At 54.0% G+C, this 14,590-nt stretch carries 17 protein-coding genes; 13 read left to right on the top strand and 4 right to left on the bottom strand.

Annotated features, from left to right (window positions below):
• Positions 1-951: 951 nt before the first annotated feature.
• The 5 genes from ACR0M9_RS19240 (at position 952) to ACR0M9_RS19220 (ending at position 3,480) form a co-directional block, all read left to right on the top strand.
• Positions 952-1,824 carry a DUF932 domain-containing protein gene (locus tag ACR0M9_RS19240; protein ID WP_480774392.1) on the top strand — a complete coding sequence of 291 codons (873 nt, stop codon included), beginning with the start codon at positions 952-954 and terminating at the stop codon, positions 1,822-1,824.
• Between the two features lie 58 nt (positions 1,825-1,882).
• The gene (locus ACR0M9_RS19235) at positions 1,883-2,440 is read left to right on the top strand and encodes a hypothetical protein (protein ID WP_480774391.1); all 558 of its coding nucleotides are present in this window, start codon (positions 1,883-1,885) and stop codon (positions 2,438-2,440) included.
• Between the two features lie 62 nt (positions 2,441-2,502).
• On the top strand, positions 2,503-2,790 hold the full coding sequence (locus ACR0M9_RS19230) for a hypothetical protein (RefSeq protein WP_170514446.1): 288 nt from the start codon (positions 2,503-2,505) through the stop codon (positions 2,788-2,790).
• Positions 2,791-2,831: 41 nt separating this feature from the next.
• Positions 2,832-3,080 carry a hypothetical protein gene (locus ACR0M9_RS19225; protein ID WP_480774390.1) on the top strand — a complete coding sequence of 83 codons (249 nt, stop codon included), beginning with the start codon at positions 2,832-2,834 and terminating at the stop codon, positions 3,078-3,080.
• 241 nt (positions 3,081-3,321) lie between these two features.
• A complete protein-coding gene (locus ACR0M9_RS19220) occupies positions 3,322-3,480 on the top strand; it encodes a hypothetical protein (RefSeq protein ID WP_480774389.1) in 159 nt (52 codons plus the stop codon).
• A gap of 10 nt (positions 3,481-3,490) precedes the next feature.
• On the opposite strand, the gene ACR0M9_RS19215 is transcribed toward ACR0M9_RS19220, so the two are convergent.
• Both ACR0M9_RS19215 and ACR0M9_RS19210 read right to left on the bottom strand, forming a co-directional pair.
• Positions 3,491-3,739 (bottom strand): hypothetical protein, encoded by a 249-nt coding sequence (locus ACR0M9_RS19215; protein WP_480618261.1) that lies wholly within the window; start codon positions 3,737-3,739, stop codon positions 3,491-3,493.
• Positions 3,740-3,766: 27 nt separating this feature from the next.
• Positions 3,767-4,174 (bottom strand): hypothetical protein, encoded by a 408-nt coding sequence (locus ACR0M9_RS19210; protein WP_480774388.1) that lies wholly within the window; start codon positions 4,172-4,174, stop codon positions 3,767-3,769.
• 181 nt (positions 4,175-4,355) lie between these two features.
• Here ACR0M9_RS19210 and ACR0M9_RS19205 point away from each other — a divergent pair, with 181 nt between their 5' ends.
• The 6 genes from ACR0M9_RS19205 (at position 4,356) to ACR0M9_RS19180 (ending at position 9,963) form a co-directional block, all read left to right on the top strand.
• Complete coding sequence (locus tag ACR0M9_RS19205) at positions 4,356-4,775, top strand: hypothetical protein (RefSeq protein ID WP_480774387.1); 420 nt, start codon at positions 4,356-4,358, stop codon at positions 4,773-4,775.
• A gap of 35 nt (positions 4,776-4,810) precedes the next feature.
• Positions 4,811-6,625 (top strand): relaxase/mobilization nuclease domain-containing protein, encoded by a 1,815-nt coding sequence (locus tag ACR0M9_RS19200; protein ID WP_480774386.1) that lies wholly within the window; start codon positions 4,811-4,813, stop codon positions 6,623-6,625.
• An 87-nt stretch (positions 6,626-6,712) separates the two neighbouring features.
• The gene (locus ACR0M9_RS19195) at positions 6,713-7,750 is read left to right on the top strand and encodes a hypothetical protein (RefSeq protein ID WP_480774385.1); all 1,038 of its coding nucleotides are present in this window, start codon (positions 6,713-6,715) and stop codon (positions 7,748-7,750) included.
• 224 nt (positions 7,751-7,974) lie between these two features.
• Positions 7,975-8,268 carry a hypothetical protein gene (locus ACR0M9_RS19190; protein ID WP_480774384.1) on the top strand — a complete coding sequence of 98 codons (294 nt, stop codon included), beginning with the start codon at positions 7,975-7,977 and terminating at the stop codon, positions 8,266-8,268.
• A gap of 205 nt (positions 8,269-8,473) precedes the next feature.
• A complete protein-coding gene (locus ACR0M9_RS19185) occupies positions 8,474-9,088 on the top strand; it encodes a LysR family transcriptional regulator (RefSeq protein WP_480774383.1) in 615 nt (204 codons plus the stop codon).
• Positions 9,089-9,090: 2 nt separating this feature from the next.
• Positions 9,091-9,963, top strand: coding sequence for a VOC family protein (locus ACR0M9_RS19180; RefSeq protein WP_480774382.1), 873 nt, complete (start codon positions 9,091-9,093; stop codon positions 9,961-9,963).
• A 517-nt stretch (positions 9,964-10,480) separates the two neighbouring features.
• Here ACR0M9_RS19180 and ACR0M9_RS19175 read toward each other — a convergent pair.
• Complete coding sequence (locus tag ACR0M9_RS19175; protein ID WP_480774381.1) at positions 10,481-11,956, bottom strand: NAD(P)/FAD-dependent oxidoreductase; 1,476 nt, start codon at positions 11,954-11,956, stop codon at positions 10,481-10,483.
• A 305-nt stretch (positions 11,957-12,261) separates the two neighbouring features.
• On the opposite strand from ACR0M9_RS19175, the gene ACR0M9_RS19170 reads away from it, so the two are divergent.
• Positions 12,262-13,140, top strand: coding sequence for a TauD/TfdA family dioxygenase (locus ACR0M9_RS19170; protein WP_480774380.1), 879 nt, complete (start codon positions 12,262-12,264; stop codon positions 13,138-13,140).
• Between the two features lie 19 nt (positions 13,141-13,159).
• Positions 13,160-13,804 carry a LysE family translocator gene (locus ACR0M9_RS19165; RefSeq protein ID WP_480774379.1) on the top strand — a complete coding sequence of 215 codons (645 nt, stop codon included), beginning with the start codon at positions 13,160-13,162 and terminating at the stop codon, positions 13,802-13,804.
• A 109-nt stretch (positions 13,805-13,913) separates the two neighbouring features.
• On the opposite strand, the gene ACR0M9_RS19160 is transcribed toward ACR0M9_RS19165, so the two are convergent.
• The coding region (locus tag ACR0M9_RS19160) for a type IV secretory system conjugative DNA transfer family protein (RefSeq protein ID WP_480774378.1) at positions 13,914-14,590 on the bottom strand (677 nt) is incomplete at its 5' end.

Below are 14,590 nucleotides of genomic sequence, written 5' to 3'. Positions count from 1 at the left end.
TTCGGAATTCAATCAATATGACCGGCGTGGACAAGCTCTAGCTCGGCTTAGGCCGCATAGCGGAGTTCGGGATTGACACGACGAAGGTTCGTTTCCCGCCCATTGCGCCAGTTTCGGCATGGACCATTCATATGAAGTACGAACTCGGAGCCGCCTTGCGGCGGGACAGAAAGATGCTCGCTTGGGAAGCTATCTAAACGTCAGCTTCCGCATTTCCTGCGAGCATGCGTAGCGACTGCAGCGAACTTCCACTTCCCGCGCTCCCGGCGGGTTGCTTCGCGCATGCAGCGGGTTATTCGCGCTTGCAGCGAATGTCTGCTTGGTGGCCTCTTATCTTACCTAACAGTTTGCTGGCGCGGCTTATGTCGGGAAGGTCCCGCTTGGTGTGATTTCGTCCAACTGAGATTGAATGTCTGCAAGTGGTGGCGGGGTGTATCGCCCCGCCGCTTCTGTTCGTGGGCCAGCGGGATTTGGACAAGCCAAACGCCCCTGGCCGTCAGGGGGAAAGCGCTGCCTTCCCCCTCGGGCAACCCTATTAGACAGGGCCGTGTCCTCAGCTGCGCCTGCGGGCCGCACCACCCCTGTCGAATAGCATTGCCTCGCCCCCTTTCGCGTTCGCCACGTGGCAGATCAGCAGGAACAGGCAGCTTCGCTGTCTGATCTGCAAATCAGCCCTGATTTTCCAAAAGGAGGTCAGGACCAACGAAATCGGTTTGGGTGATGGATGGAAGATGTGAGGCCAAAAAAGGAAAGGTTCTGTCGCTGGTGGCAGAACTATGTGTCGCCTCACAACAGTCCCGCCCCAGGCCACAGGCAGGGCTTCGCCCTCCTGTTCTGCCAGCCGATAGATGTGGTCCATCTATCAGCTAACAGATCAGAAGGCCGCGCCCATTAGCGGATAGCCGGGAAACATCGGCAACCGCATCGCCACGAAAGAAAGGAAGTTTTTCTATGGGTTACAATCGTTACATGAGCGGAATGTCCTGCGGTGGTCTGGTCACAGGGGAAGCCTTGACCGACGATCAACTGCGCGCCGCCGTGCCCTCGATCTTCGCAACCGAAGCCCACGAAAGCCGGTCTGACCGCTTTGTTGTGGTGCCGACAATCGACGTTCTGACAGGACTGCGCAAGGAAGGGTTTGACCCATTCTTTGCTCAGCAGGCCAACACCCGCATTGAAGGCAAAGCCGAGTTCACCAAGCACATGCTGCGCTTGCGTCACCGTTCGATCACCAATGCCGAAGGCGAAGCCTTTGAAATCATCTTGGTCAACGCCAACGATGGAACCAGCAGCTATCAGATGGTGCCGGGGTTCTTTCGGTTCGTCTGCGCCAATGGCTTGATGGTTGGTGACAGCTTTAACGAGGTGAAGGTGCGCCATTCAGGTGACGCCATTCATGAGGTTATCGAAGGCGCTTACACTGTATTGGAAGATGCGCCCCATGTGGCAGAGCAGGTCGAAACGTTCAAAGGTATCTCTCTGGACGATGCCGAGCGCAAAGTGTTTGCAGAAGTGGTGCATGAACTGCGCTTTCCCGAGGCTCACAAAGAAGATGGAAAGCCCGCGCCGGTTCAGGCTGACGCTCTGTTGAGAACCCGCCGCAATGCCGACCGCCTGACCGATCTGTGGACCGTTGGCAATGTTCTGCAGGAGAACGTCATCAAGGGCGGGCTGCATGGTCGTGTCAAAGATGCCAATGGCCGCACACGCCGACAGCGCACCCGTGGCGTCAAGGGCATCGACCAGAACAAAGCCCTGAACCGGGCCGTCTGGTCTCTCACTGAAAAGATGGCAGAGCTGAAGGGCGTAAGCCTCGCCGCCTGAAGAACAGCGCGCGGCTCGATCAGGGCCGCGCATACCCCCCTGACTCGGAGCAGAGACCATGCAAGCAAACATCATCAACACAGTCGCCCACGAGCGTTTCAACAATTTGCCGGTAGGTGACACGCTGGAAAAATATGAGTGGTTTACCATTGCGCCGGTACGTCACGACGAAAGCGAACAGGCAACCGTTCAATGTGAAGCTGGATGGGCCGAGTTCTGGACGATCTACGGCTGGCATAAAGACGGGTCCGACGAGGACGCCTGTTTTGTGGCCGACGCGGTACACGACGAATTTGGCCCCCGTGACATCGTGCGGATCGCGCGCCAGATCGCCAACGAGACCGGCAAAGGGTTCATGGCTGGCGACATTCACTATGGGTACTACCCCCGCAACGGCGAGGGTCCGATTGCCGTCACAGATTTCAAAGAGATTGCCGAGGATCTGACGCACGCAATTCACGAGGCGAACGAGGACGAGATTCCGGACGAGGATCAGCGCGTCGATGATTTTGACAATCACCCGCTGGCCGATCTGCGCGAGGCGTTTGTCGATTACTCCGACTATTCGGGTTCTGACCAGCTCGACCCTTATCAGCCCGAGACCACCGCCCACTGAAACCTTGCAAAGCCGGGAGGCCGCTAAAGCGGCCCCCGCCACTTGCCCGATGGAGAGCAGAAATGCAGCAGCTTGATTTGATACCGATGGCCCCAAGCGAGAAGGGAACACCAGGCGCAAACTGGTGGGCCGGTGCCTGGGAATGCCGAAACTTCGACGGGTTTTTTCAAACCCGTGAGCAGGGCCGGGGACCGTGGAAATTCGTGATCTACGGTTTTGGCGACGACGATGTTTCTGTCTACGGCGTCAACCCGTTTGGTGAGCTTGTCCACCAGAGCGTGCCCATAGACGGGCAGGATCGCATCACCATTCTTGGCCGCAAATATGGCCGGGACAACTGGCAGCACTAAGCCGGGCGAAGCCCGAAAACTGAAACGGAAAGGACCGTTCAATGTATGCCCATTGTTTCCGATCTGGACACATCGAACTTTCCGAGCATCCCGACATCGAGGGCGGGATTTGTATTGGTGAAGGGACAGAGGACGAGCTGACCCCCAAACTGGATGGACGCGCCCGCATGTCATGGAATGACACGTGGTTGGTCCCCGGAGTGCCGGAGGCCGAAACCGGGGATGAGGCGCTAGACGCCACCATTCGGTTCAAGACTCGGATGGATGAACCGCTGCCAGAGGCAGGGTAGATGCGCCGCCAGTTCACCTTGCCGGGTCTCGATCAACCGCGCCGAATCCGGCGCGTTTTGATGCACGCGGCTGATGTGGGTCAAGCCCCCGGTTTGATGCCCGGTTGGCGAACCACCAAGGGCGGGCACTTCCTATGCGGTCAGTGCGGTCATGACGCCGGATGGTGTTTTGACATGACCGATACCGAAATTCGGCGGGGCGTTCCGTGCCCGGTCTGCAACCCCCAAAAGGAGGATTCCGATGCTTGAGAAATGTGTTCATCACACCATCGACGTTGCTGTTGCCGGTGCCCTTTTGGTGGCAACAGTTTCAGCGTTTTGCTGGCACGCGGAACAGCGCGCCACTATCGAGGTTTGGAAGTCTGACCGTGCCGCCCGACTGACCGTCGCGCGGGACTGACCCGGCCCTTTCAGCGCGTCCTGTTCTTCCTATCATCGACCATCCGGGCGAGGTCCGGATAGCCCGCGCCGCATCGGTTGTGCAGGGCCAGCCCGTCCTTTTCTCGGTCGCATGTTTTGGCGATGATCTTGAGCGCCGAGGGCAGCGGCGTGTCAGCACCGACCAGCTCAATGAACCGCTTTTTCGGGTACTGCCCGTACCGCCCGCAGGTCTTGCAGTTGATCCGGACCAGCTCAAACGGATAATCCCAAGCCCTCACAGCGTACAACCCCCGGTAGTGCGTTTTTCACGCGGTCTGAAAATCTTCAACCCTTCCATTCTCAGCATCTAGCCCACGGGTCCGTTCAGAGCCAGCGTAAAGGCTGGCCGCTCGGTCGCCGTTCGCGCTACCCAACGCGAAGCCGCGAAACTGCCACCGTGCGTAGATCCCGACCGAGACACCCTGACCAGACGCGCGACAGCCGGTCAGCTCGTCGGGTCGCGCGGCTGCAGCCCAGCCGATTTGTTGGCACTCTGACCTGAACGGCAGAGCCAATGCCAACTCGTCGGCACCCGCCGCCAGAGCGTCGGGAAGTTGAGCGCGCCCAGGCGCGCGGAAAATGCAGATCGCATTTAACGTGCCGGAAAGTGACGGGCGCTGTTCGGGCAGCCCACGCTTTGCGTGATTGCCCTGCGCCTGTCCACCGGCACCCACGCCTGTTTAAGGAAAAGGGACGGAACCCTTTTCCCGGCGTGGAAATTGACTCCTAGAGCAAAGTTACTCCGATCACGATTTGAGAAAATACGAATTTCTAAAATCCCATCGGTTTACTCTAGGAGATCATGACAGGATAAGGTGGTTGTAATACAAAATGCCCTTTGCTATTTTCTGAGACATGAGCAAGACCAGCGACACCACCGTCTTTTCCGTTCGGCTAAGGTCTGATGCCTTAGCGAAACTCGACGTTGCTTGGAGGTCTCTGGGATTGCGAAGCCGTAACCAGGTCGTCCATCGTCTCATCTATCGACTGATCGGCTACCTCGATCCGGACCCTGCATTAGTGGATCTGTGGCAGAAGCATCTGCGCCAGATCCAAGGCGGATATACCAACCTCAACCAGCTCGCTAAGTCCGCGAAACGCGGCACCGTGATCTGGACCGACGATGACCGTCAAGATGTGGAAAACCTGCACCGCGCAATCATCGAGCACCGGCGCGATCTGAAAGCACTGATCGTTGCAGCTCGTGCGAACCGTCAGCCTGACTCGGCTATTCGGCGGCTGCTAAAAGATGACAACTGGGAACCTGAGCAGTGACCATAGCGGCAAGGAATTTGACTGCCGGGGAGCTGATGGAACTCGCATTCCGTGACGCTCAAAAAGGTGCTGATCGGTCTAAGCAGATCAATCAACAGTTGCAGACCGCCAAGCGGATGAAGTTCATGGTTTCGCGGGGTTCATCCGTCAAAGCGCGGCTTGGCGCTGTGGTTGGAAAGCCCGAGGCAGTCGTGAAACACGTCCGCAAGGGTGGGGTGAAAAACGCTCAGGAACTTCGCCGCCAGATCAATTATCTGACCGTCAGGGCAGAGGGGGTTTTGGACATTCGAGAGAACGGCGTGACCCCGATGAATGCCGAGGAAATCTCGGACTTGATCGAAGAATGGGACACGGGTTTCACGGGCAAAACGAACTTCGGATACACCCGGCATATGATCGTATCCTTTCCTGAAGGCACCTATCCGGAGGCCGCACATCAGGCCGGATTGGAGTTCGCTGACCGCCTGTTTGGAAGTGGCGATTTTGGCGACAAGTGGGACTATCTGACGGTGTTCCACAACGACACAGATAACCCCCATGTCCACATCGTTGTGAACAACCGTGGCGTCGAGCATGGGCAGTGGTTGGCTATGGGTATGAGCAGCGAAATGAACATCGACGTTCAGCGCTCTATCCAGGTCGAGGTTGCTGAGGAGTACGGAATTGAGCTGACCGCAACGACCCGCCTTGAGCGCGGTTTGCGGCAGGAAGTCGAGACCGACACATGGAAAGTTCAGGCCGGTATGTCGGTTGTTGAAAGCACCCCGGAAGTCGAAGTTACGGCCCGTGACCGGGCTGCAGATGTGATGACTTTATCCATCGCAAGAATGTCCGATCTGTTTGATGAGCGCGCCAACGCCATCAGCGAAAAGATCGAAGAGTTTGCCATCAAGCTCATAGAAGGAGAGGAACCTATGGTATCGAGAATGGAACATCTGCTGGATCAGGCTCATCATTTTGATGACTACGGTGAGCCGGGAGGCCCCGAATACAAGTCACCAGCGCTGATGCGCGAGCTGCGTCAGCACATCGCATTAGGCGGCGATGAGGAAACAATCAGCCCCGATCTGAAGGCGCGTGTAATCCAGCATATTGACGATCACCAGCATATCGCGGAGAGCGGTGGAACCCTCTCGGCGATGGCTGATATTGTCGATCACAAAGACTATCAATCCTCCGAAGACTACTCGCCGCCAGCGGTGCGCTATGACGCCTACATGCGCGATACACTAGGCGAGGATGCCAGTGACAATTGGTCGAAGAAGTCCGCCGATATTCTGCAGTCCATCGAAAAAATGGAAGGGCTGGCGCGCGAAGTCGAAGATCCCCATCTGCGCGTCTCAATGGATATTCAGATAGGTGAGCTGAAAGGGGACGTTGCGAATATGAGGCCCAACGATCCCAACCTGCAAGCCTTCATCATGGAGGACAGGCGTTATTCAACGCTGATGGATACGGCTGAAATGGATACCTTGGATTATCCGCAAGCCGAGCAATGGGTCGAGATCCGCAAGGAAGTCACTGACACGGCCAACAGCTACGGCCTCGATGGTGAGGCGTTTGTTGCCCGTTTTGGCAACCATCACAACGTCACATTGGGAACGACTATGGAATGGCGTAGCGACGATATTTCGACCGCAGCGGCCCACTTCCAGGCTCAGGGTTTGCCGGATAGCCAGGACCGCGCCGAGGCCGTTGTCGATGAGCTGCACCAAATAGCCTCTACCAAGATCATCGCAATTTCTGAGGAACTTTCGGACGTTCACGCCCATGCAACGCACCCACTCTTGCAAGGGCGCGGCGACGATACCGGTCACGGCTTGGAGGACGATGACGGACACAGCTTATAAGGATTACACCCGGTCTGCCTGATGAGCGCGCCAACGCCATCTGCAGGACCATCACAGAGTTATCCATCAACTCGAAAAGGAAAAACTATGGTTTCGCGTACAGACTATCTTTTGAACGAAGTCGAACACTTCGCACCCTATGCCAAGTTCGACCAATCCGCGCCCCGAGAAGATCGCGTTTCTGAGCAGATCGACATCATCACGAAAGAGCAACGGAGTATGGGGTATGACAATGCCGCCATCGGTGGCCGACTGGATGACATCGAGGACCAGGCCAACCGCCGTGTTGACGAACATACGGCGCAAAAGGATCTGGTCGAAGAACTGAAAATCGAATTGGAGGCTGCGGAGAGGTCAGGGGAGCCGGTAGATCTGAACGATATGCAGGCTTTGGTTTCTCAGCACATGAACGAAGCTCAGGAATACGACCTGTATCACCCCTACTATTCCTCCCTTGCGGATCTGTCCGGCGATAAGGGTTTTCAGGATTCCGACGACTACCAGTCGCCCGGTGATCGCTATGTTCAGTATATGCAATCCGCTCTGGGTCAGGCCGGTTTCGAGAACTACGAACAGCAGACCAAGGACATTGTGAACTCCATCGAGAACATGGAGGCTCTTGCACGAGAGGTCGAAGATCCGCATCTGCGTGCCGCAATGGACGTGCAGATCGGAGAGCTGAAGGGCGATGTTGCCGAGCTACGCCCATATGACACCGACCTGCAGGCGTACACTGTTGCTGACGACAGTTACACCACATCCATGAATGCGGCCGAGCTGGATAACCTGGACCCGACAGAAGCCGAAAAATGGCTGGCAGTTCGTGACGACATTGTTGCAACCGCCAACAGCTTCGGACTCGATGGAAACAAGTTCCTGGCTCGCTACAACGATCACGACAGCGTTTCAGTCGGCACCACGGCAACTTGGCGAGATGCGGACATTTCCACCGCTGCCGCCCACTTTAACAGCCAAGGCGTTCCGGACAGCTACGAGCGCGCCGAGGCCGTTGTCGGTGAGCTGCACCAAGTTTCATCCAGCAAGATTGCCGCGGTGGTGCAAGAGATTACCCATACCCGCGAACAGGCCGCCCACATCCATGAAGATGATGGTCACAGCCTTTAACCACGGAGGACATGATAGATGATCGTTCGCACTCTGATCTTGCTCGCCGCCGTCGCAGGGACTTGGTACGCAACTAAAACGCACACAGAAAAGCGCCTCTCAACTGGGTGGCGGCTTGCGGTAGTGAAATGTGTTGCAGGAAACAGCGAAATTGCAGAACTGGAACAATGCGTCGTCCAGGCCGCACGACCACCGGCTGCGGCTTCTGGTGCAGGAGGCCAATGATGCTGGCGACAAACCAAAACCATTGTGCAGTACCTTCAACTGCACGGATTGCGCCGATGATGGGGCATAACAATCCGCCACCTGAGAAAGTCATCAAGCCGTCGCCCGACAGTGTGTTCGGGCTTCGGGCTGCATGGCTTCGGTTCGCGGAAAAGAGAGAGATAATCCGTCTTGCTAAGCTGCACGTCCGGATCGAGCGGAAAGAGCAAGCTCTGAAGGAGCTACGAGCCGAACGCACCACAATCATGAACCGGTGTATCCGGCGAATGCGCCGTGCCTCTGGCAAGAACTGAAAGTACGGGTTTGCCCGTCTTGCGGATTGGGGGGCGGTCCCCTACCGAATCAACCTCCAGACTTTTGATTTCACTGCTCTTGTAGTTGTCATAGCATTTTCCAGCTAAGCTAAAAGTAATCAAGATCAGGCATTTGTAGTGGCATAGAAAATCTAACTCAACCATTGAGTTATCCTGTGCGATCAATGTCCTAAATGGAGTTTTCATGACCTATCGCCTACCACCGCTAAACAGCCTAAAAGCTTTTGAAGCCGCCGCCCGCAACAAAAGCTTCAAGGCCGCTGCAATTGAGCTTGGAGTGACATCCGGTGCAATCAGTCAACTCGTGAAGAAGTTAGAGCTTGCACTTTCTATCGAGCTGTTCACGAGGCTCACGAATGGTCTTATGCTGACGCCAGACGGCGAAAAGTATTTCAATCGCATCGCCGGAATCTTCGAGCTACTCACAGATGCGACCGATGAAATTGCCCCTGATCACAACGGGCGAAAATTTAGCATCGGTTTTGCCTCCGAATTATATGACCGGCTTCCAAGAGGATGGGCGCGATCCACAAGTGAGCTTCGGCATGCAGTAAGGGATGTGGTAAACGACACCGATCCGGCGCGCGTTTGGAACGGAGAGCTGGATTGCATTATTACTTTCGACGGTGATAGCCGCGACGACTTATGCTCACGAGAAATACTATACAGACATGAAGAACCATCTGGTCGTGAAGTGGTTCTTCAGTCGAAGCCAGGTTTAATAAACTGCCGTCAAACTGATGAAATCGCACTCTCAATCCGAGAGTGGCTTGTCAGAACTCAACAGCAAGTTGAATGACAATGGATACGAGATCATTGGACCACGCCGTTGTTGCTGTAAACGGTTTAGACTCCGCCCAGGGCATTTTCGAAAGGCTCGGATTTACCATTGCTCCAACGGGTGTGCATCCCTTCGGCACACACAACGCGAATATCTATTTTAGAGATGGGTTCATGATCGAGCTGCTAGCTGTCAATGAGCCAGACATCTACCGCCAGTCCGCTGATGAACACAACACATTTACAAGGAATGATTCCGAGTTTCGAGCAATTGTTTGGCAGCAAGGGATCTCACATATCGTAGTTGCCTCAAAAAGTGCATCTGCGGATCACCAGGCGTTCTTGGATGCGGGTATCTCAGGTGGTCCCATTGTTGCGTTCAGTCGTGATTTTACTCACGCAGACGGTAGAAAGGCGAAGGTATCAGCCAAGCTCGCATTTGCAACACCAAAGCAATCCAAAGCCACGTATTGGTTTTCCTGCGAGGACATAGAAGCACCCAGTTCGAGCGACTCAACACTTTTCGACCATCCAAACGGGGCACAGCGGCTTCTTGAAGTCGTCACCGTCTCATCACAACCAACTGACTTATCATCGTTTCTTGAAACGGTCTATCAAGTGAAGGCCGATAATAGCCCGTGCGGGTCGCTTAGAATGGCACTACACAATGCGTGCCACTCTGTGTTGCAGCCGGATGCCGTTGCAGAAAGATTTGGCGTTCATGTCCCCCCACTTGAAACTGCGTGTAGACATGCTGGTCTGGTTTTTAAGGTTGGGAACCTGTCGGCAACGTTACGCAGTTTGAAGAAATCAGGATTTGAGATTCAGGAGCATCAGAAGCAAGTGATTGTTTCACCGTTCTCGTGCTCCCATCCCTTTTTGGTGTTCAAGTAGGCTTAGCCAGACTGAGTGTCCATTTTTGATCGTTGTGCTTCAATAGCAGCATTGATAGGTGGCCGTGGTATCTGGCATCGAATTTGTAAACCTGCCGCTGTTCGGACTATTGAAATTGGGACATTCAATCCGTGGCGTAGCGTAAAGCCAAGATGAGAAACGCAACTCTCTATCTCAGTCAGGTCTTTCCTAAATCCAGAAACAGACGCCCGACGATGCAGCTCGTTCACTGAAATTGGGCAGCCTGAGTTTTCGAGTAATTTCTCGGCAACAAAATAGTCAAGTTTTCTTAAACGAACACCTTTGTCATTGAACAACACGCAGAGCGTTTGCGGTGAACAGCGTAAACCGAAAATGCCGTTATTGGTTAGACTCGACAAGCGCATAATAACTTGCCCTCTTGAAAAAAGACATCAACGCAGCTCAGCAATCCCCGCAAAATGCGGGGGTCGCCTGTTCGTATCTGCCATTTGGAATGGAAGTTATTTCAATGGTATTCCGTGGAGTTCGGGGACTTTTACTCTGCGGCCTTGGCTGACCTGGACGCGCGCCCAGCCATAAACCGGGAAATGTGTTCTGCGCCTCGATCATGATCATGCGCGTACCAGAGAACATCCGGGCCAAGCGCAAAGTCGATGTTCAGCTTGTCATAAATTCTCAGCGCTTTATCCCTGTAGATGCCTTCAAGAACACGGGTTGGCATCTCGCACGAATCGGACTTCGTTTCATACCAAGTGGCGATGCTGTTTTCCGTGTAATCTTCGATAGATTGTTCGCGTGTCCTTGTTGGGATTGGATCACGAGTCGGCGAGAAGATGGGGCTGAGAATGCCTTCCTGACCTGCCAGCTCGTTTGCAACGTGACGTGCAATCAAGGGCGCGCTATGAAAACCATCACGGTATGTGCCCGTCATAAGGTATAGCCCTTGCACTGGTAGCCAGCCGATCAGAGGGAAACCGTCGAATGTGATTGGTCTACACCCCCGCAACCATTGCTCGATATTGTGATGGGCGATTTCTTCATCCAATTGTTGCATCGAGTACATGGAAAGATACCTTAAATCTTCCAGCCAAGCCACATTCTCAACATCATGCACAACCCGGTTCGTGGAGCCCAAATATTCCCGCCCGTCGCCCGAAGGAACAACGTGCAGCCCGCAAGCAAATCCACGGTTTGGCGTCCTTACGACACTTTCGAACGGCGTCCCTTTTGTTCGCTTGGCCAGCATCCCTAAACCAAGGCCGGGGAATGTCGGCAGAATTTCGATGCCATCCGACGCAGTGCCGATCAGCCGTTCGCTTTGAGCGCCCGCTGCAACCACAACCATTTCACTGTCGATGCGCGTCCCATCGCTCAGTTTGACACCGCTTGTTTTTCCGCCATCGGTTAGCAGCTTAACAACCGTGTTATCGACAATCTGCACGCCCAGGTTCCGCAACCGCATTTCCAGAGCGCCCAAAACACCTCTGGCGTCAATAGCGCCTTCGTTGGGCAAGTGAATTGCGCGGAAGGAGCGACAATCGGGCCGTGGATTGTATCCGACGATACCGTTAGCATCGACCTCTTCCCAAGGTTCACTGTATTGGTCCAACGCGGAAAGAATGGCATCGAAATTGTGGGAATCGAGTGTATGCCCAATTGAGTTCAGGATGACATAGGTATCTTGCGACACCCTCAGTTCTTTGGAGCCAGGGGCGAATGGTTGCAGGCGCGCCAATGTTTCGTCCCAAAGCTTATGGGCTTCTACGCCAACCTCGAATCTGGTTCTGCCCGCATCTGTTCGAAGGGTGTCTGCGGTTACTTCGGCAAAACAACCCAGCATCGCGCCTGCAGCTTGGCTTGCGCCGGTTTCTCTCGCCTGCGGCCCAACCACCACAACATGCTTGTTGCCATCACGTTCCTTTATTTCTTGTGCCAAAAACAGGCCCAAGGCACCGTTTCCGACAATCAAAACATCCACCGCACCAAAATTAGAATTTACTTCCGAGGTCATCTAAACATCTCCAAATCAAACAAGAATCGAGCGGAGTAATTTCCACTCATGGTGGCATTTGGTCCCCAAGGTCTTGAAGATGTTGACTCAGAAAATCTCGGTCAGGCGAAAAGCAACCTATCGCGTAGGGTCAAGGGCGCTGACGTGTCCAAGCGTCAGGACCAGAAGTGCTTTCTAACCATTGGCCTCGTCATGACAAAGTAGACGAGCATAGCAAGAGCTTTTGACCTGTCTCCTTGCGCGTCCTCACCCTTTTATCTGTCTGCCATATGGCACATGTGGCGACGCAATAGAGGAAATTACTGATGATTACCGTGCAAGTTTTAGAGCAGTTCAAGGCGCAAGGCGAAAGTGCAAACGTCTGCCCTATTGAAAAGCCGTTCCATTACAAAGAACTCGCAGAAGATTTGACCTTTGAAGCATTTTCACCGGAAACGATTACCGCAATGTGGTCCTCTCTTAGCCGGGATGGATACGTGTTGATAAACACCGATCTAGACGATTTTGCACCAAGAACCCCTACAAGTCTTGCCGAAACATATAGCGGGCCATTCTATGGGGAAATCATGCTGGCTATCGTTGGGCAGATAGTCGGTGAGATTCAGAGCCTGAGTCACCAACACAACGGTCGTCTGTTTCACGATGTGATGCCTATCGAAGAGAAAAGAGAGCATCAAACCTCGGGCAGTTCTGATGTGCTTTTGGAGATGCACACTGAGTTGTCATTTGTGGAAGATCCACCGGAATACCTGTTGCTGTTTTGTGTTAGGCAAGATCAGGCCAAAACAGCCGAAACGCACCTTTACGATTCTCGCAACGCGCTCGCGTCAGTAAGCGATGAAACTTACCAAAAACTGTCGTCGCAAGCTTATAGATTCCGGGTTGATGACAATGCCACCGGGGACGTTCAGCCATCGGAAACGCCAGTCGCAATTATCGACCGATACACTACAAAGCTGCTCCGTTTCGATGTGGATACCTGCATTCCAGTGGATAATTCTGCTAAAGAAGCATCGTCTGAACTCGAAAAGGCGCTGTTATCACTAAAATCATCAGTCAGGTTGGCGGCTGGTCAACTCCTGTTGGTTGACAACAAACGTATGGTCCATTCCCGAGGTGCGTTTGCCGCACATCACGACGGAAATGACCGGTGGCTAAAGCGTGCGTTGGTGCGAGGGCATTGATGGAGGTGGGAAAACAGCTTTGAACGAGGTCTTATTTCTCAGTTTCCTGGCCGCAACGCTGGTGATCATGATCACTCCGGGTCCGTCTGTTGCATTGGTCACCAGCCAGGCCATCAGGTACGGACCTAAGATCGCCTTGTTAACGCTTGCTGGTGATGCCGCAGGCACCACCATTCACATCATCATCGCAACGGTGGGGCTGCAATTTTTGATTTCAGCAGCAGGCTATATCCTTCCTTGGATGCAGGTTCTGGGTGGTGGGTATCTGCTATTCCTAGCCTATCAGGGTTTTGTCGAAACTGATCACGATGGCCAAACTGAGCCAACGAAATCAGATGGCGTATCCGCTCTTTTTGGTGGCTTCATCGCTTGTGTGACAAACCCGAAGGCGATCATCTTTTTTGTGGCTCTATTCCCTGGATTCATCGACCCAACCCTAAATGTTGTGTTCCAATCCGCTGTCTATGGCGTGACTTTTATTATTCTCGACGGACTATCCATCGTGATGTACGCAGCAGCTACGGTGTATTTGTTTAAAACCAGTGTTTTCAGCGGGATAAATCATCACAAACTGAGTGCGACAGGGATTTTGTTGATTGGGCTGCTTCTATGCGTGAAAGGGATGGTTGAAGTTGCCGAGATCATAACCCCATCCACTCAATGAGAAATATCCAATGTTCGGTGATGGGAGAGTTCGACCGAGACCGTGTTGGGTCAGTGTTGTGACGGAAAAGTCAAACGTCTCTGACGTTCAACAGATATGGTCAAAGCCATCAAGTAAGGGCCCTGCTGCCTGACTGCTTTGCCCTCATTTTTTTCATCGCCAAATCCTTCGCTGACTGGCTTTTTCGTTTTACGACTGTGCGCTGCGCATCAAAAGCCGCCTGTAATTCAAGGTCTTTTTCAGAAACCTCTCTCACCGGGGCAGGGGCCGGTTTCGCTTCAGCCAATGCCTTCGCCGTGTCCCTGGCTTGCTCTACAGCCAGATCGAGGTGTGTGCCCTTGATCTTCGGTGTTTTGCCGCCAAGGAACTGCATGAAATACGGATCTTCAAAGTACCTGATCTTGTTTGCAATCACCGGCATCTTGCCCTCGCGGATCAGCACAACCTCATTTTCAGGCAATCGGCCAACGTGTTCGGGCCGGAGCAGGCGTATGCCTTCTTCGCGTTCCGATATGCTGCCCATTTCCATTTTGCCGAGTGCCCGAGACTTCGACTTACTCATGACCGTTTTGTCACCGATGGACCTGGACACGTGCTCGCGCACCTCTGAATCCTCAGAGGCCGCAAACATCTGCGTCCCGGCGTTTGCCAGCATCGCCCGTACACCTTCATGCCCATAAATGTCCTGCAGGCGAGACAGCGTTTGCGAAATCACGATGATCCGGCCACCGAACGATCGCATGGTGTCATACGCTTCAACGACGCGCTCAAGATGGCCGAGGCGCT

Source organism: Ruegeria sp. CH2 (assembly GCF_056537065.1).
This window is presented reverse-complemented; position numbering and strand designations above follow the sequence as displayed.